This window comes from Mycolicibacterium sichuanense (assembly GCF_033741125.1).
Classification (GTDB): Bacteria; Actinomycetota; Actinomycetes; order Mycobacteriales; family Mycobacteriaceae; genus Mycobacterium.
Genome location: NZ_JAWQPU010000002.1, coordinates 464,210 through 491,093 on the forward strand (window position 1 = coordinate 464,210; position 26,884 = coordinate 491,093).

Below are 26,884 nucleotides of genomic sequence, written 5' to 3' on the forward strand. Positions count from 1 at the left end.
GGCGAGCGAAGCGACGGGTGAAGTAGATGGTTTCGGTAGGAGTGGTCGGCGCGACCGGCCAGGTCGGTCAGGTCATGCGAAGGCTGTTGGAGGAACGCGACTTTCCCACCGACAGCGTGCGGTTCTTCGCGTCCTCGCGGTCGCAGGGCAAGAAGCTGCAGTTCCGTGGCCAGGAGATCGAGGTCGAGGACGCCGAGACGGCCGACCCCAGTGGGCTCGACATCGCCCTGTTCTCCGCGGGCGCGACGATGTCGCGCGTGCAGGCGCCCCGGTTCGCGGCGGCCGGCGCCGTCGTCGTCGACAACTCCTCGGCCTGGCGCAAGGATCCCGACGTGCCGCTGGTGGTGTCGGAGGTCAACTTCGAAAGAGATGTCGCCAACCGCGCCAGGTCTCTCGAGAAGGGCATCATCGCCAACCCCAACTGCACCACGATGGCCGCCATGCCGGTGCTCAAGGTGCTGCACGACGAAGCCGGCCTGGTCCGGATGATCGCGTCGACATACCAGGCCGTCTCCGGCAGCGGGCTGGCCGGCGTCGAGGAACTATACGGTCAGGCGCGCGCGGTGGTCGAGGACAGCGAGAAGCTGGTGCACGACGGATCGGCGGTGAGCTTCCCCGCGCCGAACAAGTACGTCGCACCGATCGCGTTCAACGTGGTGCCGCTGGCCGGCTCCCTGGTCGACGACGGTTCGGGTGAGACCGACGAGGATCAGAAGCTCCGCAACGAGAGTCGCAAGATCCTCGGCATTCCGGACCTGCTCGTCAGCGGAACGTGCGTGCGGGTGCCGGTCTACACCGGACACTCGCTGTCGATCAACGCCGAGTTCGCCCGGCCGATCACCCCGGAGCGCGCTCGCGAACTGCTCTCCGCCGCGCCGGGCGTGAAGTACGTGGACGTGCCCACGCCGCTGGCCGCCGCCGGTGCCGACGACTCGCTGGTCGGCCGCATCCGGCAGGATCCCGGCGCCCCCGACGGACGTGGCCTCGCGCTGTTCGTCTCCGGTGACAACCTCCGAAAGGGCGCGGCGCTCAACACCATCCAGATCGCCGAGCTGCTCGCCGCCGAACTCTGACCCACCGGGCCGCCGAGTGTGGACTTCCGCTACGGCGTATCGCCGATCGGCGTGCCCATACTCCACGTTCGGGGTGATGCTGGTGGCCGCCGGGGTGCTTGCCGCTCCGGCAGCCGCCGATCCGCCCGCGCCCGTGCCCCGTCCGGTGCTGGGGCCGCTGGCCCCAGGGCAGGTGGTGCTGATCGGGCCGACCGCCGGAACCGGAACCCCGACACGGGATTACGGCATCGGGGCGACCGACCTCTGTGAGTTCATGGAGTTCCCGAGCGGGCTGCTGCAGGTGTGTGGCGACAGCTTCGCAGGTCAGGGAGTGGCCTTCGGCCCGCACTTCTCGCCGGTGGCCCTGCACGTGGACATGGACTCCGTCGACGATGCGTCGGGCGTGCGGTACTACGGCGTCACCGGGACGGACCGGCCGCTGCTGGCCGACCCGACGCCGCCGGGATCCTCGCAGCTGCCGGCCGGCATCGTGTCGATCAACCGCGAGAACTACCTGCTGGTGACCACCACCAAGGACTTGGTCCCCGCCTCGTCGCGATTGGTGAAGGCGTCGGCGGCGCAAGGCAATTGGCCCACGGTGCCGAACTCGCAGCGCCCCGCGGACTACGCCGGCGGCCGACAGTCTCAGATCAGCGGATACTACGACCCCATCCCGACCCCGGACTCGGCGAGCGGCTGGGTGTACGTGGTCGCCAACGACTTCGACCGCAGCGGGCCCGTCGAGCTGTATCGCGCTACGCCTGGAGGCTTCACCGACCGGTCGAGCTGGCAGCCCTGGTCGTCGACCGCGGGTTGGGGCAAGACGCCGACACCGTTGTGGGGCGACCGAGTGGGGGAGATGAACATCCGCCAGGTCGACGGGAAGACCGTGCTGTCGTACTTCAACGCGAGCACCGGCAACATGGAGGTCCGCGTGGCGAATGCGCCCACGGAGCTCGGCACCGCACCGGTGACGACGGTGGTCTTCGCCGCGGCGTGGCCGGACCAGACCGACGAGCTGCCGCCGCCCGGGGACAACCGGCTCGCCCAGCCCTACGGCGGTTACCTCTCTCCGGGGTCCACGCTGGACGAGTTGCGGGTGTTCGTCAGCCAGTGGAACACCGCGCCGCAGGCCGACAATGCGCCGTACCGCGTGATCCAGTTCGCGGTGAACCCGTTCAAGCCCTGACCGTCTCCGGTATCCTCGCTCGAGCCAACCCATCGAGTGTTGGCGTGGCACAGCACATTAGGCGCCGTCATCGAGGGAGTGGGCAGTAGATGTCGGGAGATGACGTGTCGCCCGTGCCGACCCTCGTGGACCTGCTTCGCCGGCGGGCCGAGGTCTACCGGGACAAGGTGGCGTTCAGCTTCTCCTATGACGGTGATGACGAGAACCGCACCCAGCTGACGTACCGCGAGTTGGACGTCAAGGCAAGGGCGATCGCCGCCACGCTGCGGCGACAGGGCGCCGCCGGGGAGCGGGTGCTGGTGCTGTGCCGTCCCGGTCTGGATCACATCGCCGGATACTTCGGCTGCCTCTATGCAGGCGCCGTCGCGATTCCCGTGCACGAGCGGTTGGCGCCCCGACTCTCGGCGGTGGTTCCCGACGCGAATGCGCTGTTCGCCCTCGGGATCAGCGCCACCCACGGCGAGATCACTGGCGCGTTGGAAACCGTGGGCGAGGGGCGAAACCTGCAGTGGCTGCTGACCGATGAGATCGTCGACGACGCCGCCCTGGACTGGGTGCACCCCCGAATCGAGCCCGAGACGACCGCGATGGTGCAGTACACCTCCGGTTCCACCGCCGCCCCGAAGGGGGTGATGGTCTCGCACCGCAACCTGCTGCACAATCTCGCGGCGATCCGCGAGGCCTGGGGTGGTGACGACACCGCGATCAGCGTCTTCTGGCTGCCGTCGCATCACGACATGGGTCTCATCGGGGCCAACCTGTCGATGCTCGACATCGGGTGCACCACTCACTTGATGTCGCCGACGGCCTTCATCAAGCGCCCCATGCGATGGTTGGAGGCCATCTCGCGACACCGCGCCACCTACACCGTCGCACCGAACTTCGCCTACGACGCCTGCGTACGACACAGCACCCCGGAAGAGCGTGCTGCGCTGGACCTCTCGAGCCTGACCACGGTGATGAACGGTGCCGAAACCGTCCTAGCAGCCACCCTGCGCGCATTCGCCGAAGCCTTCGCGCCAGCGGGTTTCCGGGCGCAGGCGTTCATGCCGGTGTACGGACTCGCCGAGGCCACGCTGCTGGTGTCTGGAGGGTCCAATGCCGCCCTGCCGCTGGTCGAACACGTCGATCGGCAGGCTCTCGGCGAGGACCGTGTCGTCGACGCGCCAGCGGGAAGTGACTCGGCCATGGAGGTGGTCGGCTGTGGCCGGGTGCGGGGTGGCCAGCGGCTCGCGATCGTCGATCCCGTCACCCGGCGGCACTGCGACGTAGACCGGATCGGGGAGATCTGGCTCGCTGGACCCAGTGTCGCGCAGGGCTTTTGGCGTAGACCCGAGCAGACCGAGCAGACGTTCTCGGCGTTCGTCGCCGAGACGTCGGAGGGACCCTTCCTGCGAACCGGCGATCTTGGCTTCCTGCGCGGGGGTGAGCTGTTCATCACGGGCCGGTGCAAGGACCTCATCGTGATCGGTGGCGCCAACTACTACCCGAACGACATCGAATTCGTCGTGCAGGAGTGTCATCCGGCGCTCGCGTCCGGCCGGGGCGCAGCCTTCGCGATCACCCCGGGACTGGGTACCCTCGAACGGCTCGTCGTGGTTCAGGAGCTCGACCGCCGGATCGATGCCGCCGAACTCGCCGAACTCCTGCCCAGCATCCGCGCGGCCATCTCCAGTCACCACGCCGTCGCGGTGCATTCGGTCGTCCTGGTCGACCGTTCGTCGATCCCCACCACCTCGAGCGGCAAGGTGCAGCGAAGCCTCTGCCGCCGGCAGTTCCTCGATGGGGAGATCGCCCCGGTCGCGCAGTGGCAGGTGCCGTCGGCGCCGGAGGACCTGGCCAAGGCCCGAACGCTTGAGGCGGCCACGGCGGCGGCCGATCTGATCAGGACGGCGTTGGCTGAACGGCAGGCCGCCGAGCGAGGAGGCTGACCGTCGCGGGCGGCAGCGGCCCGGGGGGTGCGACGTGGTGATTCGATTCGGTGCCGATCCGACTTTGCGCACCGAGTGAGAATTCCCGCGTGAACAGCCGTTTACTTGTTACTCGTCAGTAGCTATGCCTTTGACGTGCAGCGATGTCCATAGTTCGATTCGGATTTTGGTCACATGTTTGCGACGAATTCGATAATTTCACGCTGTCCATCCGCTCGTCCGAGACCAACTGGAGGCGTCGTGCAACTCGCCGCTCAGCCCTGCACAACCGTCGACACGAGGCAGTCGTCCGTCCGCCAGTGGGTCGGTGCCGGCGCCGCTCTCGCCACGGCGGGCGCGATCGTGGCCGCGCCGGGAATCAATCCGGTGTTGCCGACGCTCGAGCACCGGGTCGAGACCGCTGCGGTGCGGTTGAGCGCGGGGTGGGACCCCCTGGCGGCGTGGCGGGACGCGTTCGAGACCGCCTCCGGCAATGCCTCGACGTTGACCAACAACTTCTTGCTGGCTCCCGGCGTCGGCCTGCAGCAGGCCATCGTCAACCAGGTCGGTTACCTTCGCGAGCTGCTGAACGACCCGTCCAGCATCGGGGACGTGCTCGGCAAGATCGCCAACGACGTCTCGACAGTTGGATCGGGTGTCACCGGCGTCAACGCCAGCGACGCGATCTTCAACGCGGCGATTGCGCACACGGTGGACGGCATACACGGTGTCATGCTCGGCTTGCTCCCGCAGTTCCTGTCGCCGAACGTCGATGCCGGCCTCGTCACCAGCCTCCTGAAGGTGGCGGCATCGCCGCTCAGTGGTGTTCTGATGGGCGCCGTCGGGCCGGTCGTCAGCCCGGTGGTGGCGTTCCTGAACAGCGTGACGGCGATCGTGAGCGCGCTCCAAGTCGGCGACACGACGACCGCGTTCCAGGAGCTGGTCGATGCGCCGGCTCGCGTCGTGGGTTCGTTCTTCAACGGTGCGACCCTCGACGTCTCCGCGCTGACCCCCCTTCTCAACTCGTCTGGCCTCTTCCAGAACACCACCCTGAATTCGCTCGACATCGCCTTCGGCGGCCTGCTCTCCACGGGCAGCGTCTCGGTGGGTCCATACAACGGTCCGAGCGGATCGATCAGCGTCCCCGGCGGGTCGATCTTCAACAGCGTCGGCATGAACGTGACCGCGACCATCGCCGGCCTGCCCATCACCCTGCCGATCGCCGGCAACGCGATCGGTCCGCTCGGGGCGCTGGAGGGCCTGTCGCAAACCATCGGGGTGTTGCTCGGAGATGGCTGGGATGGCAAGGGCGCGTCGCAGCTGCCCCCGCTAGCCGGGCTGAACCTGTCCAGTTCGATCGCCACGGCGGATAGCGCCACCACCACCGCAGCCGCGCTGACGGCGACTGCCGACGCGGCCACCTCCGACGTGACCACCACCTCGACGGAGTCGACGGTGGCCGCGCAGGCCAAGACGGCGGCGGCCAACACGGCATCGAAGCAGGCCTCGACGACGTCGACCGAACAGACTGCCACTAGCCAGGATTCGACGACGTCGCCGACTACTACGTCGGCCACGGATACGGCCACCTCGACCCCGACCTCGACGACCCCGAACTCGACGACCCCGACCTCGACGACCCCGACTTCGACGACCTCGACCAAGGGTGCGACGTCCGACGGTGCCGAATCCGAGGCAACCACGTCGGCGACCGAGACCACCTCGGGTGCCAAGGGGTCGACGACGAACGCGTCGGCCAAGGATTCCACGACGGGCACCTCGAAGCCGTCGAGCAGCTCCACGTCGACCGGCACTCAGACGGGCGCCACCAAGAGCGGGACCTCGGAGTCCGCCTCGGCGGGTGTCAGCTCCAGCGGTTCGACCGCCGGCGCGCACGGCTCGTCGTCGAGCAACAAGAGCGGCTCCGCCAGTGGCGGGGGCGACGAGTAGCGGGTCATCGACAGCCGACGACGTTCGCGGCAACGCGGATCGGCTTGCCGCTCAACGTGTGTCCGGCTCCAACCGAGGGGGTGTCGCCGGTCGGTCAGGCCGACGGCATCTTCATGCGCTAGGTCTCGTCGGCCACCTGGTGGCGATCCAGGTGGCCGCCCGGCGCGCCGGGATCCTCGTTGCGGCGGTCGAACTCGTCTTGAATCTCGCGCTGCTCCTCCGTCGTCTTGGTGGCATCCTTGGGCGTCGCTGGCGGATCGTTCTGCGGTTCCATTCGTTGGGCGTATCCCGGTTGTCGATCGGCAAACCTCTACGACTCGCCACGCAACGGGGAATTTGATGAGCCGCCCGTCGAGGGGTGACAATCATGGAGCCATGAGCGAACCAGTGGACTACCCGAGTGAAGCGCCGACCGGCCCCCATACGGCGGTGATGCCGGAGGTGCAGCCCTACTCCCAGCACGTCCAGGGCTACGCGTATCCGCCGCCACCTCCTCCGCACGACCGGCCGAGCCGCCTGAACAAGGTCGCCGCATGGGTCGGCATCGTGGCGGGGTCCCTCGTCATCGTCGCCGTGCTCTTCGGTTCGGGCTTCTACTTCGGCAGGGAGACAGCCCCGCGCGCGCCCGATGGCGGCGTGGCCGGCACCCAGCAGGGCGGGCCGATGATGGTGCCGATGCCGCGTGGCCAGTTCGAGCGCCCGGGCCCAGGCATCGTCATCCCGAACGGACCGACCTTCCAGCTGCCGAACATCTTCCCGGAATTCCCGATGTCGCCGCAGACGCCGTCGACGCAGACTCCGAGCGGGCCACCGCGCTGATGCGCTCATAGCCTCTTCATAGGGGATTCCTCACTGGCGCATCGACGGCGTCGTCATCATGGGCAGTATGAGCGAATCAGCGTCCCCAGAACCCGTGACCACGCCGGTGGACACCTCCGTCCGCGAACCGGTTCAGCCCGCCGTCGTGACGACTCCCGTCGTAGATCGGCGACGGCACTCCAGGCTCACCGTCGTGGCGGCCTCGGTCGGCATCGCCGCGGGCTCGGTCTTCATCGTGGCGGTGATCTTCTTCAGCGGCTTCGTGCTCGGCGCGAGCGTCGGCGGTGGACACCACGGCGGCCGAGGACATGACGGCGGCCGAGGACGTGACGGTGGCGAGATGATGCGCCACGGAGACTGGCCGGACTGGCCCGGGGGCCCCGGCGGTTTCGGTCCCGGCTCATTCGGCCCCGGTGGTCCTGGTGGATCAGGCCCCGGTGGGTTCGGCCCCGGTGGTCCCGGAGGCCAGGGGCCGGGTTCGCTCCCCGCGCCGCCGCCCGGTCGCTGATCCGGGGGTGACTTCGCGATAGAGACCAATCCCTCGTGGGTATGCGTGCTGCAGTGGTGTACTTGCGACAACCGCGACCCAGCCCGAGCGGCCGCGACCACGAGGAGATGAGTAGGTACATGTCGGAGAAATTCGCAACGACCGACGGGGGCGCACCCGTACCCAGCGTCGAGCACTCGTTGACCGTCGGCCCGGACGGCCCGATCCTGCTTCAGGACCACTACCTGATCGAGCAGATGGCCAACTTCAACCGTGAACGCATCCCGGAGCGCCAGCCACATGCCAAGGGCGGCGGCGCATTTGGGACGTTCGAGGTGACCAATGACGTCAGTCGGTTCACCAAGGCGGCGTTCCTGCAGCCCGGCGCAAAGACGGAGATGGTCGCCCGATTCTCCACCGTGGCGGGTGAGCGGGGCAGCCCAGACACCTGGCGTGACCCGCGTGGCTTCTCGTTGAAGTTCTATACGTCCGAGGGCAACTTCGACATGGTCGGCAACAACACCCCGGTGTTCTTCCTGCGCGATCCGATGAAGTTCCAGAACTTCATTCGTAGCCAGAAACGGATGGCAGCCAACAACCTTCGCGACCACAACATGCAGTGGGACTTCTGGACCCTGGTCCCGGAGTCGGCGCACCAGGTGACCTGGCTGATGGGGGACCGCGGCATCCCCAAGAGTTGGCGGCACATGAACGGTTACTCCAGCCACACCTACAGCTGGATCAACGCCGCCGGCGAGCTGTCCTGGGTGAAGTATCACTTCAAGACCGACCAGGGCGTCGACTTCCTGACCCAGGAGGACGCGGACCTGATTGCCGGCGAGGACGGTGACTACCACCAGCGGGACCTGTTCGACTCGATCGCCGATGGCAACTTCCCGACCTGGTCGTTGAAGGTCCAGATCATGCCGTTCGAGGACGCCAAGACCTACCGGTACAACCCGTTCGACCTGACCAAGGTCTGGCCGCACGCGGACTATCCGCTCATCGACGTCGGCAAGATGACGCTGAACCGCAACGTCGTCGACTACCACGCCCAGATCGAGCAGGCGGCGTTCGAGCCGAACAACGTGGTGCCCGGCACCGGGTTGAGCCCGGACAAGATGCTGCTGGCCCGCGGTTTCTCCTATGCCGACGCGCACCGGGCCCGGCTCGGGGTCAACTACAAGCAGATCCCGGTCAACGAGCCCAAGGTCGAGGTCAACGCCTACTCCAAGGACGGGGCGATGCGGATCAAGCTCGCTACCGATCCGGTGTACGCGCCCAACTCGATGGGCGGTCCCGTCGCGGATCCCAAGCGCGCCGCCGAGGCGCACTGGGTGTCCGACGGTGACATGGTCAGGTCGGCCTACACGCTGCGGGCCGAGGACGACGACTGGGGTCAAGCGGGCATTCTGGTCCGCGAAGTGCTCGACGACGACCAGCGGGAACGGCTGGCCTCCAACATCATTGGTCACGTGTCCAAGGGTGTGAAGGAGCCGGTGCTCTCGCGGGTGTTCGAGTACTGGCGCAACGTCGACCCCGATCTGGGCAAGAAGGTCGAGGAGGGCGTTCGCGCCAAGGCCAACGGCTGATCGAGCCCTCGGCCGCGACCGTGAACGTGGCGACGCTGCGAGCGAGAGAAGCGTCGCTACGTTCACGGTCGGGTGGCTGATGACACCCGACACGCCGGTGTGAATCCCAATCCTGTTATTCTCATGTGGTCTGTGAGACCATTGAGAACTTTGGGGATAGAGTGGCGTCGCGCTCGCGCTCGTGAGAGTGTCCCTAACCATGACGCGCGTGTCAGCAGGCAAATTGGTGCTGGTTGCAGTCGTCGGCGTGGTCCTGCTCGCAGTCACCAGCGGGTGTTCCCTGCATGCCCAGGAACCCGAGCGCGGACTGGCGAAGGTGTTCTCGGTCGGCGACTGCGTGGCGATCCCGTCCAAGTCACCGGAGGAGTTGAGCGCGGACAAGGTAGCGTGCACCGCGGACCCGAGCTACACGGTTGGCGCGGTGGCCGACGCCTCCGGATCGTGCCCGAGCAACGAATACCAGCACATCCCAACGCAATTCGCCGATCAGGCGACGGCCCGGCTCTGCCTGGTGCCCAACCTGGTGGCCGATCACTGCTACGTCATGGACATGCCCATCGGGATGCTCCAACTGGCCGACTGCGCCCAGCGCGGCCAGCAAGGTCTGCTCGTCCAGGTCACCCAGCGTCTGGACGTTCGCGATCAGCGGGCGTGCCCCGCCACGGCCGGCCGATACGCGTGGCCCTATCCGTCCCCGCCGCGCACGTACTGCACGGTGACGATCTTCTAGCCGTCTCGCACGGCCCGGTGTGCGGGCCCGGACAGCTGGCATGATCGGGGGCATGAGCATCGAAGTCGTCTACACGGCAGAATCCACGGCAACCGGCGGCGGTCGCGACGGCCACGTGACGTCCGCCGACGGCAAGATCGACCTCGACACCCGCCCGCCCAAGGAGATGGGTGGCAGCGGTGAGGGTGTCAACCCCGAACTGCTGTTCTCGGCAGGCTGGTCGGCATGCTTCCTCGGGGCACTGCGACTAGTCGCCAAGAACGAGAAGATCGCGATCGACGATGCCAGCGGCATCACCGCGCAGATTGGCTTCGGCAAGGACTCCGAGGGTGGCTACGGCCTGACCGCGCATCTCATCGGCTATCTGCCCGGGCTGGAGCAAGGTGCGGCCGAGGAGTTGATGGACAAGGCCCACGCCTTCTGCCCGTACTCGAAGGCCACTCGCGGAAACATCGACGTCGAGCTGTCGGCCAAGGTCTGATGCAGGCGACCGGCGGCCGGCGAGCCCGAACCGTCGCCGCCCTCGGGGTGGGTGTGGTGCTCGCAACCGTGGCTGCACCCGTCGCTCGGGCTCGCCCGTCGGACCCCGGCGTGGTGTCCTACGCCGTGCTCGGCAAGGGGTCGGTCGGCAACATCGTCGGCGCCCCGATGACCTGGGAGTCCACGTTCACCGCCCCCTTTCAGGGCTACTACGTCGACGCGCCGGCGTGCAACGACTGGGCCGACATCGGGTTGCCCGAGGTCTTCGAGGATCCCGATCTCGCGTCGTTCAACGGAGCAGTCGCCCAGCGCGCGGCCAACGACGACACCAACCTGGTCAAGCAGGCCGTGGGCGTCTTCGCCACCACCGATGCCGCCACCCGGGCCTTCCATCGCATCACCGACCGGACCGTCGGCTGTGCCGGGCAGACCACGGCGATGCACCTGGAGGACTTCACCACCCAGGTGTGGACGTTCTCCGGTTCTGCGCCAACGGCCACCGATGCGGTGTGGGTGAAGCAGGAAGCGGGTACCGATCGACGATGCTTCGTTCAAACCAGGCTGCGCGAGAACGTTCTGCTGCAAGCGAAAGTGTGTCAGCCTGGCAACGGCGGACCTGCGGTGAACGTGCTGGCTGGGGCGATGCAGAACACGTTGGGTCAGTAGCCGCGGGCCGGATCGCCTTCCGTCGGAGAACCGTCACCGGAAATCCGGACGACTTTGTCGGTGTCCTCTCTCAAGATGGGTGGGGCACGGGCACCCGAAGGCCAACTGCGCGCTGCCGCTCATCGGAGGGATGGTTGACATGACCACCTTGGCGAACTCGTGTGACACCCGGCCCGACGACCCGGCGCGGGCAGAACTCGCCGACGCCGACGACGCCGCCGCGCGCATCGCGCGCGAATGTCTGAAGGATGGGTCGGTCGGCCGGGTGGGCCTCGAGGTCGAGGCCCACTGCTATGACCTGACCGACGCGACGCGTCGTCCGTCCTGGGACGAGCTGACCGAGGTCATCGCTCGCGTCCCCCCGCTGCCCTCCGGCAGTGCCATCACGGTCGAGCCGGGTGGTGCGGTGGAGTTGTCCGGTCTGCCCGCCGACTCGGTGCTTGCCGCGATCGAGGGCATGCAGGCCGACCGGGCCGTGCTCGCGGAGGCCTTCGCCCGGCAGGGGCTGGGGCTGGTGCTGCTCGGCGCCGATCCCCTGCGGCCACCCCAGCGGGTCAACCCGGGTGATCGCTACCGCGCCATGGAACAATTCTTCACTGCCAGCGGCACCACCGAGGCGGGCGCGGCGATGATGACGTCGACCGCGTCGGTGCAGCTGAACCTCGATGCCGGGCCACGCGACGGCTGGGCTCGCCGGGTGCGGCTGGCCCACGCCCTCGGGCCGACGATGATCGCCATCTCGGCCAACTCGCCGCTGCTGGGCGCCGAGTTCTCCGGCTGGCGCAGCACCCGGCAGCGGGTATGGAGCCAGCTCGACTCCGCGCGCTGTGGGCCGGTGCTCGGATCCAGCGGCGACGATCCCGCCGAGGACTGGGTGCGCTACGCGTTGAAGGCGCCCGTGATGTTGGTGCAGGGGCCGGAGACCGTGCCCATGACCGAGGTGGTGCCCTTCGCCGATTGGGCCGACGGCCGGGTCCTGCTTGGCGGCCGCCGCCCCACCGGCGCCGACCTCGACTACCACCTGACCACGCTGTTCCCGCCCGTGCGGCCGCGGGGCTTCCTCGAGATCCGCTACCTCGACAGCACCCCGGACGACGTCTGGCCCGCGGTGGTCTTCACCCTCGCCGCGCTGCTCGACGACGCCGGTGCCGCCGACGTCGCGGCCGAGGCCACCGAACCCGTCGCCACCGCATGGGACCGCGCGGCACGGGTCGGACTCGCCGACCCGGCCCTGCAGGCATCCGCCCTGCGCTGCGTCAGGACCGCCGCCGAATTGGCGCCGCGGGAATTGCAAGAGGCGATGCAGCGGTTGTCGACTCAGGTGGAGCGGGGTAGGAGCGCGGCCGACGACTTCGCCGACCTGGTGGCTGCGGCCGGCGTCCGCGCCGCCGTGACGCGAGTGGCGGGAGGCGCGTGATCACCCGGGAGGCACTGGCCAGGGATCTGTCCCTGGCGCGGGAACGGACGCTGCGACTGGTCGAGCTGGACGACGTCGAGCTGCTGCGTCAATACGACCCGCTGATGAGCCCGCTGGTGTGGGATCTGGCGCACATCGGCTGGCAGGAGGAGCTCTGGCTACTTCGGGGCAACGATCCCCGGCGCCCCGGGCTACTGCCCACGCCGGTCGAGCGGCTCTACGACGCCTTCGAGCACTCCCGCGCCAGCCGGGTGAACTTGCCGCTGTTGCCGCCCGAGGATGCGCGGACGTTCTGTGGCACCGTGCGTGCCAAGACGCTCGATGCTCTGGACGCGTTGCCGACCGAGGACGGCACTAGCGTGGACCCCGCGTTCGCATTCGGCCTGGTCGTCAGCCACGAGAACCAGCACGACGAGACGATGCTGCAGGCGCTGAGCATCCGCACCGGTCCGCCGATCCTGGGGTTCGGCGCGCCGCTGCCGGCGGGCCGCGACGGGGTGGCCGGCACGTCGGTGCCCGTGCCGAGTGGACCGTTCGTGCTCGGCGTGACGGCGGCCGACGAGCCCATGTCGCTGGACAACGAACGCGACGCCCACGTCGTCGACGTGGAGTCGTTCCGCATCGGCCGGGTGCCCGTCACCAACGGGGAATGGCGCGACTTCATCGCCGACGGCGGGTACCGGCAGCCGCACTGGTGGTCCGAACGCGGCTGGGCTCATCGTCGGGAAGCGGGTCTGGAAGCGCCGAAGTTCTGGAACCCGGACGGCACGCGGACGCGCTTCGGTCACGTCGAGGACATCCCCGCCGACGAGCCCGTGCAGCACGTCACGTTCTTCGAGGCGCAGGCGTACGCGGCGTGGGCGGGGGCGCGGCTACCGACGGAGATGGAGTGGGAGAAGGCCTGCGCCTGGGATCCGGTCGCCCAGACCCGTCGCCGGTTCCCCTGGGGGAACAGCGAACCCACCTCGGCGCTGGCCAACCTGGGCGGGGACGCGCTGCGCCCCGCGCCGGTGGGGGCCTACCCGGCCGGCGCGTCGGCCTATGGCGCCGAGCAGATGCTCGGTGACGTCTGGGAATGGACCACCTCACCGCTGCGGCCGTGGCCGGGGTTCACGCCGATGCTCTACGAGCAGTACTCCAGCCCGTTCTTCGACGGCGACTACAAGGTCCTTCGCGGGGGAGCCTGGTCAGTGGCCCCGAGCATCCTGCGGCCGAGCTTCCGCAACTGGGACCACCCGATCCGGCGGCAGATCTTCTCCGGCGTGCGGCTCGCCTGGGACGCGTGATGAGCGCTCGTGCGACCAGCAGGGAGGCCTGACCTTGTGCCGTCACCTGGGCTGGCTGGGGGAGCCGGCATCGCTGGCATCGTTGATGCTCGACCCACCCCACGCCCTGCTGGTGCAGTCCTACGCGCCGCGCCGCCAGAAGCACGGACTGGTCAACGCCGACGGCTGGGGCGCCGGATTCTTCGACGCCGACGTGCCGAGACGGTGGCGCAGCGCTGCCCCACTGTGGGGTGACGCGTCCTTCGCCTCGGTGGCGCCCGCGATCCGAAGCGGATGCATCGTGGCCGCGGTGCGTTCGGCCACCATCGGCATGCCGATCGAACCTTCGGCGTCGGCGCCGTTCACCGACGGCCTGTGGTTGCTCTCGCACAACGGGGTCGTCGACCGGGCGGTACTGCCACCGTCGTCGAGTGCGGAGTCCGTGGTCGATAGCGCGGTGTTGGCGGCGCTGATCTTCGAGAGGGGACTCGATGCACTCGGCGCCACCATCGCCGAGGTCGGCGAGGACGATCCCGGTGCGCGACTGAACATCCTGGCGGCCAACGGTTCTCGCCTACTGGCCACCACCTGGGGTGACACGCTGTCGATGTTGCGCACCGACCGCGGGGTGGTGCTGGCAAGCGAACCCTACGACGACGACCCCGCGTGGGAGGATCTGCCCGACCGTCACCTCGTCGAGGTCGACGACCTGCTCCGCATCGAACTGACTCCACTGGAAGGATCGTCATGACGGTCTCGCTGTCCAACTACCTCGCCGCCGACTCCGCCGCGGAGGCTCTCCGGCGGGACGTCCGCCAGGGTCTCGCCGGATCGCCGAAGTCGTTGCCGCCCAAGTGGTTCTACGATTCGGTTGGCAGCGACCTGTTCGATCAGATCACCCGGCTGCCGGAGTACTACCCGACCCGGACGGAGGCCGCGATCCTGCGCGCCCGAGCGGCCGACATCGCAGTTGGCTCGGGTGCCGACACCCTGGTGGAACTGGGCAGCGGTACCTCGGAGAAGACCAGGATCCTGCTCGACGCGCTGCGCGAGAGCGGCACGCTGCGGCGATTCATTCCCTTCGACGTCGACGCGACGATCCTCGAATCGGCCGGCGCCGCAATCGGTGCCGAGTACCCGGGCATCGAGATCGACGCCGTCTGCGGCGACTTCGAGGAGCACCTCGGCAAGATCCCGGCGGTCGGCCGTCGCCTGATGGTGTTCCTCGGCTCGACCATCGGCAACCTCACCGCGGGGCCGCGGGCCGACTTCCTCGGTGCGCTGGCCGATTGCTTGCAACCCGGCGACGCCCTGCTGCTGGGCACCGACCTGGTCAAGGACGTCGGACGGCTGGAGCGTGCCTACGACGACGCGGCCGGCGTCACCGCGCGCTTCAACAAGAACGTGCTGGCCGTGGTGAACCGCGAACTCGACGCCGACTTCGACGTCGAGGCCTTCGAGCACGTCGCCCGGTGGAACCCCGACGAGGAACGCATCGAGATGTGGTTGCGCGCCACCACGGCGCAGCGGGTGCACGTCGGCGATCTCGACATGACCGTCGACTTCGCCGCCGGTGAGGAGATGCTGACCGAGGTGTCCTGCAAGTTCCGTCCCGACGGCGTGGCAGGCGAGTTGGCCGCCGCCGGGCTGCGGCGCATCGAGTGGTGGACCGATCGGGACGGCGACTTCGGTCTGTCGCTGGCCGTCAAGTGACCGGCGTGCCCGAGTGGGCGGCCGCCTGGCGGGCCGCCCGGCCGGTGGCCGCCGGCGTGCACCTGGACAGCGCCGCCTGCTCGCGGCAGTCGTTCGCGGTGATCGAGGCGGCGGCTGCCCACGCGCGACACGAAGCCGAGGTCGGCGGATACGTCGCGGCGCAAGCCGCTGCGCCCGTCCTCGAAGCGGGGCGTGCGGCTGCCGGGGCCCTGACCGGGTTCGGCGCCGCCGACGTCGTGTTCACCACCGGGTCCAGCCACGGCCTCGACCTGTTGCTGGGGGACTGGCCGGGTGAGCGCACGGTGGCGTGCATCCCCGGCGAGTACGGCCCGAACCTGTTCGCTCTGGCCCGGCACGGCTTCGGCGTGACGCCGCTGCCCGTGGACGGCTCCGGCCGGCTCGATCCCGACGAGGCCGCGCGGGCGCTGGCCCAGGACCGGCCGGGGCTGGTGCACCTCACCCCGCTTGGCAGCCACCGCGGCACCGTACAACCCGTTGCCGCGCTGGCCGCGGCGTGTCGCGAGTACGAGGTTCCGGTCGTCGTCGACGCCGCCCAGGCGTTCGCGCACCTGGACTGCACCGACTTCGGCGCCGACGCGGTGTACACGTCGTCGCGCAAGTGGACGGCCGGCCCGCGCGGTGTCGGCATGCTCGCCGTCCGCCCGGGGTTGCTCAGCGAGCAGACGCTGGCTGGATTGGCCAACGCCGAGGTGAACGTGGCTGCCCAGGTTGGCTTTTCGCTGGCTCTCGGGGAATACGTGGCTGCGGGGCCGCAGCGCGTCGCGAGCCGGCTCGCCGACGTTGGAGCGATGACCCGCACCGTGCTGGCCAACCTGGCCGGCTGGCTGGTGGTGGAACCCGTAGACGAACCCAGTGCCATCACCACGCTGCTCCCACCCGATGGAGTCGACCCGGAGCACGTGCGCGCCAGGCTGATCACCGAGCGCGGCATCGTCACCACCCATGCCGGTGTCGCGCGGGCGCCGCGGGAGATGACGCGTCCGGCGCTGCGGGTCTCGCCCCACGTCGACGTCACCGACGACGAGCTCGGGCTGCTGGCGGAGGCGCTGGCCACCGTCACCACCTCCGTCTGACCCCGACGATACGGGGAGGGTCCAACGGCCCTACCCGACCGGGCAGGCAGGCACTGTCCGGTCGTCCGGACTCGTGCTGCCCGAGCATTCGAACTTCACCTCGCACTGTTCCCTGCGTCACACCCGCGTGCCTACCTTGATGGTCACGCGCAGCACGCGTCCCAGACGAGAGGAACAGTCATGAAGGTCGAAGACCTACTCAAGCCCTTCCCCATCAAGGAGTTTCACCCGTTTCCCCGCGCCATGATGGGGCCGGGCGCCCACGAGATGGTGGGCCCCGAAGCGCTCAAGATGGGCTTCAAGAGGACCTTGCTGATGTCCTCGGGTCTGCGCGGCACCGACATCGTGCACAACATGGCCGAGTCGCTGAAGTGGCACGGGCTGGAGGTCGTGGTCTACGACAAGGTCGAGTCCAACCCCAAGGACTACAACGTCATGGACTCGGTGAAGCTCTACCAGGAACACGAGTGCGACAGCTTCATCTCGATTGGCGGCGGGTCCACCCACGACGCCTGCAAGGGTGCGCGCATCTCGGTCGCCCACGACGGTCGCAACGTCAACGACTTCGAGGGCTTCAACATGAGCGAGAACCCGAAGAACCCGCCGCACATCGCGATCTCCACCACCGCGGGCACGGGATCGGAGACCTCGTGGGCCTACGTCATCACCGATACCACCACCGATCCCGACAACCCGCACAAGTACGTGGCGTTCGACGACGCGTCGGTGGCGACGCTCGCGATCGACGACCCGTTCCTCTACTACGAATGCCCCGTCGACTACACCGCGCAGTGCGGCTTCGACGTGCTGGCCCACGCGTCGGAACCGTACGTCTCGCGGCTGAACTTCGAACCGTCGCTTGGCAATGCAATCCGTGCCATCAAGCTGACCGCCGAGAACCTGCGCGAGGCCACCTGGAACGGCCAGGACCTCAAGGGCCGCGAGGGCATGATGTACGCGCAGTACATTGCCGCACAGGCGTTCAACTCCGGCGGTCTCGGCATCATTCACTCGATCTCGCATGCGGTCAGCGCGTTCTACGACACCCACCACGGGTTGAACAACGCCATCGCGCTGCCGCGGGTATGGGCCTTCAACATGCCGGTGGCCTACAAGCGCTTCGCCGACATCGCTCAGGCGATGGGCGTGGACACCTACGGCATGACCGACGTGCAAGCGGCCGACGCCGCGCTGGCCGCTGCCATCCGGTTGCTGCGTGACGTGAACATCATCGAGAAGTTCACCGACGTCAAGCAGGACAGCTACACCAAGAACCGACTTGGCCAGGGCCCCACCAAGTTCTACGAGAATGCCCCCGTGATCAAGGGCGACAAGGCCGACGTCGACCGGATCACCAACCACGTCCTCGGCGACGCCTGCACCCCCGGCAACGCCAAGGAGTGCACGTTCGACCTCGTCCGCCCCGTCGTCGAGCACTGCATGAATGGCGACCTCGACGAACTGCTGAGCTGATGCTCGACTCCGTGCAGGAGGTGCGCGAGGCGCTCGCCGGCCAGGGTTACATCGCCGACGAGCGACTCGCCACCACGGTCTTCCTGCAGGCTCGCCTCGAGAAGCCGGTCCTGATCGAAGGTCCCGCCGGGGTGGGCAAGACCGAACTCGCCAAGGCGCTGGCGGCGGCCACCGGCCGTCGTCTGCTGCGGTTGCAGTGCTACGAGGGACAGGACGAGACCAAGGCGCTCTACGAGTGGGACTACGGCAAGCAACTGCTGTACACCCAGATGCTCCGCGAGAAGATCGGCCAGATCGTGGCCGACGCCGACGGTCTCGAGGAGGCAGTGGACCGAATTGGCAAGCAGGAGAGCGTGTTCTTCTCCGACCGGTTCCTGGCCCCACGGCCCCTGCTGGAGGCCGTGCGCTCAACGGAGCCGGTGGTACTGCTGATCGACGAGATCGACCGTGCCGACGAGGCATTGGAGGCGGTGTTACTGGAACTGCTTGGGGAATACCAGGTCTCGGTTCCGGAGATCGGTACATTCACCGCCAAGCAGGCGCCGTACGTGATCCTGACGTCGAACAACACCCGCGACCTGGCCGCCGCGCTGAAGCGCCGCTGCCTGCACCTGTTCCTTGACTATCCCTCGGCCGAACGCGAGCTGGAGATCGTCCGCTCCAAGGACACCGGGCTGACCGAGGCGTTGGCCGCTCAACTCGTCGACGTGGTGCGCGGTCTGCGCGAGCTCGATCTGCGCAAGGCGCCGAGCATTTCGGAGACCATCGACTGGGCCCGCACGCTTGCGGTCCTCGGGGTCGACGAGCTTTCGGCCACGGTGCTCGCCGACACCGTGTCGGTGGTGGTCAAGTACGACAAGGACCTCCGCAAGGCGCTGGACGCCCTGCCGCACCTGGTCGATCCGAACGCCAAAGTGCCCGTGGCGCTGCACCAGCACGGTCACAACGGACACGAGCACGACCATCCGCACGGTCACGACCACCCGCACTCTCACGACCACCCGCACGACCACGACGAGCCGGACGGCAAGGCCGCGCGCCTGGCCAAGGACCAACCGGGCCGGTTCACGAACGGTTACTACGGCACACCGGCCAAGGTCGCCTCGCCCGCGCGCCGCAGGCCGTTCTAGGCCGCCGTGGAGGCGACCCTGCACCGCTTCGTGCGGATCCTGCGCCTCGCGGGGATGCGCGTGTCCATCCCCGAGGCGCTGGACGCCATGCGGTGCGCCGCGCAGCCCGGGGTGCTCACCTCGCGCACCGTCCTGCACACCGCCCTACGGGCCGCGCTGGTCAAGGATCAGCGCGACGAGTCGACGTTCGACGAGATCTTCGAGGCGTTCTTCGCGCTGGTGCGCATCGGTGACGACGGTGCCGGGCACGGGCACGGGCACGCGCACGACGACCTCGTCGACGCCGGTGAACTCGACTCGTTCACGCTGTCGGAGGAGCCCAGCGACGAGCCGCAGGAAGGCCATGAACACGGCAAGCCAAGCAGCATCCGGGAGTACTTCAAGCAGGAGGATCTGGCGCAGCAGTACAACCTGCACCAGGAGGCGAACAAGATCGACCTGGCGGCGCTCACCGATCAGATCGTGCTGTCCAAACAGGGTGCCGGGCCCGACGAGAACGGCCATCGCGTCGAGCTGTCCGCCGACCGGCTGCACGGCGCAGGTCTGCCCGGCAATCTGTCCGCGCGGACGGGCACCCGCGTCGACGCCACCCTGACCATTGCCGAACAGGACGCCCTGCTGGGCTGGCTACAGGCGCTCGACGACGTCGGCGCCGACGGCGACGAGTCGGATGCCGCGGCGCTGCGGCGCCGGTTGACCGGGGTGCTGGAGAATCTGCCGGAGCTGCTCAAGCGCCACCTCGAGGCGTTGCTGGCCCTGGAGAACAAGGTCGTCGAGACGCGTGAGCGCCGGGAGGCGGCGCTGTCCACCTCCGACCGGGCCTGCGAGGCGGAGCGAGCCGAGTTGGAGGACTCGCTGCGCAGGCTGGCGCACAGCCTGCACGGGTCCCTGACCCACCGGCGGCGCACCGCCGCGGCGGGCCGGGTGGACTCGGGCCGGACCATGCGCCGCAACATGCGCTTCGACGGCATCCCATTCGCACCGGTGACGGTGCGCCGGGCCGAGGACCGGCCCCGGCTGGTTGTGCTCGCCGACGTCAGCCTCTCGGTGCGGGCTACCTCGCGCTTCACCCTGAGCCTGGTCCACGGCCTACAGGAGCTGTTCACCCAGGTGCGGTCGTTCGCATTCGTCGCCAAGGTCGCCGAGACCACCGAGCTGTTCCGTGACTACTCGAACGAACGTGCGCTGGGGCTGATCTTCGGGGGCGACGTCGTCGACACCGACGCGAACTCCGACTACGGCAGCGTGTTCGGAGAGTTCCTCGCCGAACACTCCTCGGCGGTGACGCGCCGCACCACCGTCGTGGTGCTCGGTGACGGCCGCAACAACTCCAACGACGCCAATCTGCCCGCGTTCGAGGAGATCACCCGGCGGGCGCGCGAGACGGTATGGCTGACACCGGAACCCAGATACTCCTGGGGATTGGGTAGCTGCGACCTTCCGGCCTACGCCGAGTTCTGCCATCGGGTCAGGGTGGTGCGCGACCTGCGCGGGCTGGAGCGGGCAGCCCTCGAATTCGCCGCCCCGGGGCCGTCGTGAGTGCCTGGTTGGCCCCGCCCTGCGGAGGTCGTACGCTGACATCAGGAATGTCGCCTGGGTCACATCCGGTGAGCCCGGCGGCCGGTAGTCGAGGCAGGATCGTGGCGAAGCTGGAAGCGGAGCGAGCATGGCACCCGCCGGCGGCTCTGGAGCCGTTCCCGGGACGGGAGCGTGGTTCCGGCGGGCTGACCGCCACCCGCGTGCTGAAGTTCCACGCCCCGGAGATCGTGTTCGGGCTCGACTCGATGGTCGAGGCCGCGCACGCCGCCCTGCGACTGGGCGCCCTGCGACCGCTGCTCGTCACCGATCCCGGGCTGATCGCCGCGGGCTGGGTCGACGAGATGATCGGGCATCTGGCCGAGCAGGGCGTCGAGGTCAGGGTGTGGAGCGAGCTCACGCCCAACCCGAAGGATCACGAGATCGCCGCGGGTTACGAGGTCTATCGGGCCAACGGCTGCGACGTCCTGCTGGCCGTCGGTGGCGGTTCGGTGATCGATGCCGCCAAGGGCGTGGCGATCCTGGCCGCCAACGGGGGCAACATCCTCGACTACGAGGGCGTCGACAAGGCGCCCATGCCGATCCCGCCGCTGGTCGTGGTGCCGTCGACGTCGGGGACGGGTGCCGACGTCTCGCAGTTCTGCATCGTCACCGACACCACGCGGAACACCAAGATCACCATCCTGGGCCGCTCGCTGGTCCCCGACATCACGGTGATCGACCCGCGCCTGCTCACCACGATGCCCGAATGGCTCAATGCTGCAACGGGATTGGATGCTCTGACCCACGGCATCGAGGCGTTCGTCTCGCTGGGGCACAATCAGCTCACCGACCACCACGCGCTGCGCGCCGTACAGATGGTGACCGACAACCTGGTGTGCACCATGGAGCGACCGTCGGACATGGCGTCCCGAATCCTGATGGCGCAGGCGGCATTGGAGGCCGGGCTGGCCTTCACCAACGCCATTCTCGGTGCGGCGCATGCGATGAGCCATCAGGTGGGCGGCCTGCTCGATTTGCCGCACGGGGTCATCAACGGTGTGCTGCTACCCCACGTCATCCGGTTCAACGCCGAGGTCGATCCGCAGCCCTACCGGGACATCGCTGCGTATCTCGGCCTGGTCGACCCCCGTGCCCCCGCCGCCGAGGCAGCGCTGGCCCTCGCCGACCGCATCGAACGGCTGGCGGTCCAGGTGGGGGTGCCGCGCGGGCTGGCTCAGCTGGGGGTCAGCGACGACGACCTGCCCCGGCTCGCGGCGGCGGCGCTGCAGGATGCCTGCATGACGACCAACCCGCGGGCCGCCGACGAGACGCTGATGCTGGCGCTGTTCCGGACGGCGATGTGACCTCCGAACTGTCCCGCGTCCCGGACCTCGAGCGGCTCACCGGGCTGCGCTCGGGCAAGGGCACGTTCTACTCCGAACTGCGGCTCACCACACAGCGGTTGGATCGCGTGGTGGCGGCCTTCGACACGATCTCGCGCGCGCTGGTGCAGACCATCGAGGGCCCGGAGAACCTGCTGCGCGCCGTCGCCGAGGCGGCCCGCGCGCACCTCGACGCCGAGTGGGTGCTGCTGGCGCTGGCCGACGGCGCGCTGCCCGAGGCCAGCCCGCGGCATCTGATCCTCGACTCCGCCGGGGTGGCGTATGCGTTCGAGGGGCTGTCGGGGGCCGTGGATCCCGGTCCGCACCTTCCCGATGCCGTGCTCAACCGGCTCAACGACATCCTGCGGGGTCAGCTCGCACAGTTTCGCCTCCCGGTCATCGAACGCCAGCACGCGCACGTCCCGATCGAACTCGACGGCGACGTCATCGGTGCATTCGCCGCGTGGACCCCACGCAGCCGGCCCCTGGACGGTTCCGACGAAGTCGTCATGCGCATCCTGTCCAGCCAGACCGCGGTTGCGTTGCAGAATTGCGCACTGTTCAGCAAGTCCCAGGCGCTGCTCGCCGAGTCGGAAGCGCGCAACGCCGAATTGCAGGCCACCCAGCGCGAACTCGGCGTCGCGCAACGCCACCAGGTCCTCGACTCGGAACGGCACCGCATCGCCCGCGAGTTGCACGACAGCGTGGCCCAGACGGTGTTGTCGGCGGGCATGCAGATCGAGGTCTGCCGCAGCGAGCTCGAAGGCCAGCCCGTCTCGGCCGATCTGATCGATCGGCTGGACCTGGCCAAGGATCTGAGCCGCTCGGCGGTCGAACAGCTGCGTTCGGCGATCTACGCGCTGAACCACCCCGGTGACGCCCGGCGATCCAGCCTGCCCGAGATGCTCGATCAGCTTGCGACGGTGCACATGCCCGAGGATCTGCGGGTGACGTCGAAGGTCGTTGGCACGCCAGTAGAACTGCCCGGCGACGTGGAGCACGCGCTGCTGCGTATCGCGGGCGAGGCACTGTTCAACACCGCAGTGCACGCGAAGGCCAGCAGGGCGATCGTCCGGTTGAACTACGGTCGCGGCGGGGTCACGCTGTCGATCGCCGACGACGGTGTCGGCGAGCCCGAGAAACTTCGGATGATGCTGCGATTGTCGGAGGCCACCGACGTCGACGGTCACCATCGGGGGTTGGCCAACATGCTTGCCCGCGCCCGTGAACACGGTGGCACCTTGGAGGTTCGGCGCTCGCGCATCGGGGGCGTCCGGGTGGTCGCCACGGTGCCCACCCCGCGCCGAGAGGGTGTTCGCACCCCAGGAGAAGAGGTCCGGCCATGACCACCGACATCACCACGGGAACCATCAGACTGGTCCTGGTCGACGATCACGCCATCCTGCGCGAGGGGCTGCGCTCGGTGTTGGAACGCGAGGAGGGCTTGGTCGTGGTCGGCGAGGCGTCCTCCGAAGCGGAGGCCGAGGCGGTGGTGCGGGCGATGGTCCCCGACGTTGTGCTGCTGGATCTCAAGCTGTCGGCCGGGTCGGACTTCGAGGGACTCTCGTTGTGCGGCAAGCTCTCTGCGGCCCACCCGGGAGTCGGGCTGCTGGTGCTGACCACGTTCCTCGACGAGGATCTGGTGGTCCGCGCCGTGCATGCCGGGGCCCGCGGTTACGTCGTCAAGGACGTCGACACGACGGAACTGGTCCGCGCGATCCGGGCCATCTCGGCCGGGGACAGCGCATTCGACTCCCGCAGCGCGGCCGCCGTCGTCCGGGCCATGTCCGGGCGCTCCGAGCACCGCCAGCAGCTGACCGACCGGGAGCTGGAGGTGCTGCGGTTGCTCGCGACGGGCCTGTCCAACATCGCGATTGGGGAGCGGCTCTACATCTCGGCCACCACCGCGAAGTTCCACGTCAGCAACATCATGCGCAAGCTCGAGGTCACCCGACGGGCCGAGGCGGTCTACGCGGCCAGCAAGCGCGGATTGATCTAGCGGTCGAGAACCAGCCAGCCGCCGTGGAACTGGTGGACTCCGGCCCGCAGGCCGGCAGTGCACCAGGCGTCGGCGATCAGTCGCAGCGTCGCTTCGTCGAAGCGTTGGACGTGCCCGTAGCAGGCCCGCGGTAGCTCCTCGAACGGCACCGCGACGATCACCCGCCGGCGGGCCAACCGCACCGCCTCGCGCAGCACCGCGCCGGCGGTCGCGGCGTCGAGGTGTTCCAGCAGGTGCAGCACGGTGACGGTGTCGGCGGATCCGTCCGGCAACGGGACGTCGAGTGCATTGCAGGTGACCGTACGCAGATGCCGGCCGAGGCGTCCGCTCATCCGGTCGAGCAGGGCCATCGTTGCATGGCTGAGATCCGACGCGGTGACGGTCAGGCCCGCCTTTGCCATGCGCAGCGGGAAGAACCCGAAACACGAACCCAAATCGGTCAATTCGCGTCCCACAACCAGCGATGCGGCGTGCTCGTGGATCGGGGCGAAGGCGGCCGTGCCGTGTTCGAGGCGGTCCAGGGAGTTGCGGTAGAACCGCAGCCACGCGTCGTCGGCCTCCCCGTCGCCGGTGGTCTGCACGATGCCCGTGAACACGTGCTCGAACTCCGTCTGCCCGCGCAGCACACCGGTGTCGTCGAGCTCGGTCGCCAATAGCACCGCGAGTTCGTCGGAGATCTCCTCGGGGTGCAGATCGTGTTCGATGGTCAGCACACCGTCGATGCGGACGGCGCAGATCCGGTTGGCGCACAGCGTCGTTGGATTGCGATGCTGCAGGTGCGGCCCGGCGCGACGCGTCACCCGCGTGAGCGGGGAGCGGAACGTGCCAGTCCGTGGGCGAGCGGTCATGGCCATGCCCCTTCGTCGATGGTTCCCGTCCGACGACGCTATGTCGGTGGCGGGTCGTTGCGCGTGCCCCGAACGGGTGTGATCGGTGGCCCGCCCGGATGGGTGGGTGACTACCCGTTCGGTGAGTGTGCCGCGGCACCCGGTGTCCTAGCGTGATGGTGTCCGGCAGACTTGGAGGAGTGCGATGACCACTCGGGATGATCGCGAAGACGGCACCGCCGCAGAGGTTCTCGTCGAGGAGGCCCTCGTCGAAGAGGTGTCGATCGACGGCATGTGCGGGGTCTACTGATGATGGCGAGGACCGGTTGGTTCGAGACGGTCGCCGAGGCTCAGCGACGGGCCGGCAAGCGGTTGCCGCGCAGTGTCTACAGCGCGCTGGTCGCAGGTTCCGAAGGTGGACTCACGGTGGCGGACAACATCGCAGCGTTCGGCGAACTGGGTTTCGCGCCTCATGTGGCGGGGCTGTCCGCCAAGCGCGACATGGCGACGACGGTGATGGGACAGGCGATCTCGCTACCGGTCTTCATCTCCCCGACCGGCGTACAGGCCGTGCATCCCGATGGTGAGGTGGCCGTGGCCCGCGCGGCCGCCGCCCGCGGCACCGCGATCAGCCTGTCGTCCTTCGCCTCCAAGCCCGTCGAGGAGGTGGCGGCCGCCAACCCGCAGACGTTCTTCCAGATGTATTGGACCGGCGGCCGGGACAAGCTGCTGGCACGCATGGAGCGCGCCAGGGCCGCCGGCGCCGTCGGGTTGATCATGACGTCGGACTGGTCGTTCTCCAGCGGGCGGGACTGGGGCAGCCCGAAGATCCCGGAGAAGATGGATCTGCGGGCCATGCTGCGGTTCGCGCCCGAGGGCATCACCCGGCCGCGCTGGCTGCTGGACTTCGCCAGGACGGGCCGAGTGCCAGACCTGACCGCGCCCAACCTCGCTCAGGACGGTGGTCCGGCGCCGACGTTCTTTGGCGCGTACGGCGAATGGATGCAGACCCCGCTACCCACGTGGGATGACATCGCCTGGCTGCGCGAGCAGTGGGGCGGGCCGTTCATGCTCAAGGGCGTGATGCGGGTCGACGACGCCCGTCGCGCCGTCGACGCCGGTGTCACCGCCATCTCGGTCTCCAACCACGGGGGCAACAACCTCGACGGCACCCCCGCGCCGGTCCGCGCGCTCCCGGCGATCGCCGAGGCGGTGGGGGCGCAGGTCGAGATCGTGCTCGACGGCGGGATCCGCCGCGGCAGCGACGTGGTGAAGTCCCTGGCGTTGGGCGCCCGTGCGGTGATGCTCGGCCGGGCCTACCTCTGGGGGCTGGCCGCCGGCGGCCAGGCGGGCGTCGAGAACGTGCTGGACATCATTCGTAGCGGCATCGACTCCGCGCTGCTGGGTCTTGGACTGTCCTCGACCGACGAGCTTAGACCTCGACACCTGGTGATTGCCAACGGATTCCGTCGGGACCTCGGCGCTGACTGACCTCAGGCGGCCCGGTGCGCCGAGAGCAGGAATGCCGGCATCTTCATCCGGCCCTTCTCGTCGCGATCATGCGGCGGCAGCTGAAAGGGTGCATTCTGTCCGGACGGCATGTTGGCGTGGATGAACGCCGGGCGGATCTCGTCGATCTCCCAGTACTTGCCCACTGCCGCACGAAGTTCGGCCTCGTCGACCTCGTTGGGTTTCTCTTGCAGCTCGGCGGGGAACGCGCCCTTGGCGAACACCAGCACGTAGTACCGGGCGCCGGGGGCGGCCGCCCGGTGGATCGAACGCTGGTACCCCTCGCGGCCCTCGACGGGTAGCGAGTGAAACAGCGTCGAGTCGATGATCGTGTCGAAACGGCCGTCGAAACCGGTGAACGTCGTGATGTCGTCCTGCACGAACGTCGCATTGGGCAGATCGCGGTCCAGGGCGGCCCTCCTGGCGGCCGCCACCGCCGTCGGCGTCAGCTCGATGCCGACGACGGTGTACCCGTCGGCTGCCAGCGCCAGCGACAACTCGGCGTATCCGCAGCCGGCGTCGAGCACCTCACCGGTGACCTTGCCGGCGGCGATCAGCGCGGCGAGTTCGGGCTGCGGCTCGCCGATGTTCCACGGCGGTGCCCCCTGAAACGTGCTCTCACCGCGGTAGGCGCTGTCCCAATCCATCACGTTGGAGTCGGTGGAATCACTCATGCCTTCCA

26 protein-coding genes are annotated in these 26,884 nt (G+C 68.6%); 23 read left to right on the forward strand and 3 right to left on the reverse strand.

Annotation, left to right across the window (positions count from 1 at the left end):
• The first annotated feature begins 26 nt into the window (after positions 1 to 26).
• From SBI80_RS09125 to gjpA, 4 genes are all read left to right on the forward strand, one after another.
• Positions 27 to 1,073, forward strand: coding sequence for an aspartate-semialdehyde dehydrogenase (locus SBI80_RS09125; RefSeq protein WP_318974137.1), 1,047 nt, complete (start codon positions 27 to 29; stop codon positions 1,071 to 1,073).
• A 76-nt stretch (positions 1,074 to 1,149) separates the two neighbouring features.
• Complete coding sequence (locus tag SBI80_RS09130; RefSeq protein WP_318974389.1) at positions 1,150 to 2,241, forward strand: DUF4185 domain-containing protein; 1,092 nt, start codon at positions 1,150 to 1,152, stop codon at positions 2,239 to 2,241.
• Between the two features lie 113 nt (positions 2,242 to 2,354).
• On the forward strand, positions 2,355 to 4,172 hold the full coding sequence (locus SBI80_RS09135; protein ID WP_318974138.1) for a fatty acyl-AMP ligase: 1,818 nt from the start codon (positions 2,355 to 2,357) through the stop codon (positions 4,170 to 4,172).
• A 240-nt stretch (positions 4,173 to 4,412) separates the two neighbouring features.
• The gene (gene gjpA, locus SBI80_RS09140) at positions 4,413 to 6,101 is read left to right on the forward strand and encodes an outer membrane porin GjpA (protein ID WP_318974139.1); all 1,689 of its coding nucleotides are present in this window, start codon (positions 4,413 to 4,415) and stop codon (positions 6,099 to 6,101) included.
• 118 nt (positions 6,102 to 6,219) lie between these two features.
• Here the strand turns inward: gjpA and SBI80_RS09145 are convergent, their stop codons facing one another.
• The gene (locus SBI80_RS09145; RefSeq protein WP_318974140.1) at positions 6,220 to 6,375 is read right to left on the reverse strand and encodes a hypothetical protein; all 156 of its coding nucleotides are present in this window, start codon (positions 6,373 to 6,375) and stop codon (positions 6,220 to 6,222) included.
• A 101-nt stretch (positions 6,376 to 6,476) separates the two neighbouring features.
• Here SBI80_RS09145 and SBI80_RS09150 point away from each other — a divergent pair, with 101 nt between their 5' ends.
• The 17 genes from SBI80_RS09150 to SBI80_RS09230 all read left to right on the forward strand — a co-directional run bounded on the left by SBI80_RS09150 (position 6,477) and on the right by SBI80_RS09230 (position 23,866).
• Entirely contained in the window at positions 6,477 to 6,920 is a 444-nt protein-coding gene (locus SBI80_RS09150; RefSeq protein WP_318974141.1) for a hypothetical protein, read from the forward strand.
• 67 nt (positions 6,921 to 6,987) lie between these two features.
• Positions 6,988 to 7,428 carry a hypothetical protein gene (locus SBI80_RS09155; protein WP_318974142.1) on the forward strand — a complete coding sequence of 147 codons (441 nt, stop codon included), beginning with the start codon at positions 6,988 to 6,990 and terminating at the stop codon, positions 7,426 to 7,428.
• Between the two features lie 119 nt (positions 7,429 to 7,547).
• A complete protein-coding gene (locus SBI80_RS09160) occupies positions 7,548 to 8,999 on the forward strand; it encodes a catalase (protein WP_318974143.1) in 1,452 nt (483 codons plus the stop codon).
• Between the two features lie 208 nt (positions 9,000 to 9,207).
• Positions 9,208 to 9,729, forward strand: a complete 522-nt coding sequence (locus SBI80_RS09165; protein ID WP_413232678.1) for a hypothetical protein — start codon at positions 9,208 to 9,210, stop codon at positions 9,727 to 9,729.
• 52 nt (positions 9,730 to 9,781) lie between these two features.
• Positions 9,782 to 10,210 (forward strand): organic hydroperoxide resistance protein, encoded by a 429-nt coding sequence (locus tag SBI80_RS09170; RefSeq protein ID WP_318974145.1) that lies wholly within the window; start codon positions 9,782 to 9,784, stop codon positions 10,208 to 10,210.
• Positions 10,210 to 10,875, forward strand: a complete 666-nt coding sequence (locus SBI80_RS09175; RefSeq protein ID WP_318974146.1) for a sensor domain-containing protein — start codon at positions 10,210 to 10,212, stop codon at positions 10,873 to 10,875. Before SBI80_RS09170 ends, SBI80_RS09175 begins: the two co-directional genes overlap by 1 nt.
• 130 nt (positions 10,876 to 11,005) lie before the next feature.
• On the forward strand, positions 11,006 to 12,292 hold the full coding sequence (gene egtA / locus SBI80_RS09180) for an ergothioneine biosynthesis glutamate--cysteine ligase EgtA (RefSeq protein ID WP_413232679.1): 1,287 nt from the start codon (positions 11,006 to 11,008) through the stop codon (positions 12,290 to 12,292).
• Positions 12,289 to 13,578, forward strand: coding sequence for an ergothioneine biosynthesis protein EgtB (gene egtB / locus SBI80_RS09185; RefSeq protein ID WP_318974148.1), 1,290 nt, complete (start codon positions 12,289 to 12,291; stop codon positions 13,576 to 13,578). Before egtA ends, egtB begins: the two co-directional genes overlap by 4 nt.
• Positions 13,579 to 13,612: 34 nt before the next feature.
• Positions 13,613 to 14,308: an ergothioneine biosynthesis protein EgtC gene (gene egtC / locus SBI80_RS09190; RefSeq protein WP_318974149.1), complete on the forward strand. Its 696-nt coding sequence runs from the start codon at positions 13,613 to 13,615 to the stop codon at positions 14,306 to 14,308.
• Complete coding sequence (egtD, locus tag SBI80_RS09195) at positions 14,305 to 15,270, forward strand: L-histidine N(alpha)-methyltransferase (RefSeq protein ID WP_318974150.1); 966 nt, start codon at positions 14,305 to 14,307, stop codon at positions 15,268 to 15,270. Before egtC ends, egtD begins: the two co-directional genes overlap by 4 nt.
• Positions 15,271 to 15,275: 5 nt before the next feature.
• Positions 15,276 to 16,364, forward strand: a complete 1,089-nt coding sequence (egtE, locus tag SBI80_RS09200; protein WP_318974151.1) for an ergothioneine biosynthesis PLP-dependent enzyme EgtE — start codon at positions 15,276 to 15,278, stop codon at positions 16,362 to 16,364.
• 180 nt (positions 16,365 to 16,544) lie between these two features.
• Positions 16,545 to 17,837, forward strand: a complete 1,293-nt coding sequence (gene mdo, locus SBI80_RS09205; protein WP_318974152.1) for an NDMA-dependent methanol dehydrogenase — start codon at positions 16,545 to 16,547, stop codon at positions 17,835 to 17,837.
• Complete coding sequence (locus SBI80_RS09210; protein ID WP_318974153.1) at positions 17,837 to 18,967, forward strand: AAA family ATPase; 1,131 nt, start codon at positions 17,837 to 17,839, stop codon at positions 18,965 to 18,967. Before mdo ends, SBI80_RS09210 begins: the two co-directional genes overlap by 1 nt.
• 6 nt (positions 18,968 to 18,973) lie before the next feature.
• Positions 18,974 to 20,506, forward strand: coding sequence for a VWA domain-containing protein (locus SBI80_RS09215; RefSeq protein WP_318974154.1), 1,533 nt, complete (start codon positions 18,974 to 18,976; stop codon positions 20,504 to 20,506).
• A 146-nt stretch (positions 20,507 to 20,652) separates the two neighbouring features.
• The gene (locus SBI80_RS09220) at positions 20,653 to 21,849 is read left to right on the forward strand and encodes an iron-containing alcohol dehydrogenase (RefSeq protein ID WP_318974390.1); all 1,197 of its coding nucleotides are present in this window, start codon (positions 20,653 to 20,655) and stop codon (positions 21,847 to 21,849) included.
• Positions 21,846 to 23,213 carry a MadS family sensor histidine kinase gene (locus SBI80_RS09225; protein ID WP_318974155.1) on the forward strand — a complete coding sequence of 456 codons (1,368 nt, stop codon included), beginning with the start codon at positions 21,846 to 21,848 and terminating at the stop codon, positions 23,211 to 23,213. Before SBI80_RS09220 ends, SBI80_RS09225 begins: the two co-directional genes overlap by 4 nt.
• Entirely contained in the window at positions 23,210 to 23,866 is a 657-nt protein-coding gene (locus tag SBI80_RS09230) for a MadR family response regulator transcription factor (RefSeq protein WP_318974156.1), read from the forward strand. Before SBI80_RS09225 ends, SBI80_RS09230 begins: the two co-directional genes overlap by 4 nt.
• Here SBI80_RS09230 and mftM read toward each other — a convergent pair.
• Positions 23,863 to 24,714 carry a mycofactocin oligosaccharide methyltransferase MftM gene (mftM, locus tag SBI80_RS09235; RefSeq protein ID WP_318974157.1) on the reverse strand — a complete coding sequence of 284 codons (852 nt, stop codon included), beginning with the start codon at positions 24,712 to 24,714 and terminating at the stop codon, positions 23,863 to 23,865. The two genes, SBI80_RS09230 and mftM, sit on opposite strands and share 4 nt — an antisense overlap.
• Positions 24,715 to 24,898: 184 nt before the next feature.
• Between mftM and mftA the strand changes: the two genes are divergently transcribed.
• Both mftA and mftD read left to right on the forward strand, forming a co-directional pair.
• Complete coding sequence (gene mftA, locus SBI80_RS09240) at positions 24,899 to 25,003, forward strand: mycofactocin precursor MftA (RefSeq protein ID WP_318974158.1); 105 nt, start codon at positions 24,899 to 24,901, stop codon at positions 25,001 to 25,003.
• A 2-nt stretch (positions 25,004 to 25,005) separates the two neighbouring features.
• Positions 25,006 to 26,184, forward strand: a complete 1,179-nt coding sequence (gene mftD, locus SBI80_RS09245; RefSeq protein WP_318974391.1) for a pre-mycofactocin synthase MftD — start codon at positions 25,006 to 25,008, stop codon at positions 26,182 to 26,184.
• Positions 26,185 to 26,186: 2 nt separating this feature from the next.
• On the opposite strand, the gene SBI80_RS09250 is transcribed toward mftD, so the two are convergent.
• Positions 26,187 to 26,849: a class I SAM-dependent methyltransferase gene (locus SBI80_RS09250; RefSeq protein ID WP_318974392.1), complete on the reverse strand. Its 663-nt coding sequence runs from the start codon at positions 26,847 to 26,849 to the stop codon at positions 26,187 to 26,189.
• Positions 26,850 to 26,884 lie beyond the last annotated feature (35 nt).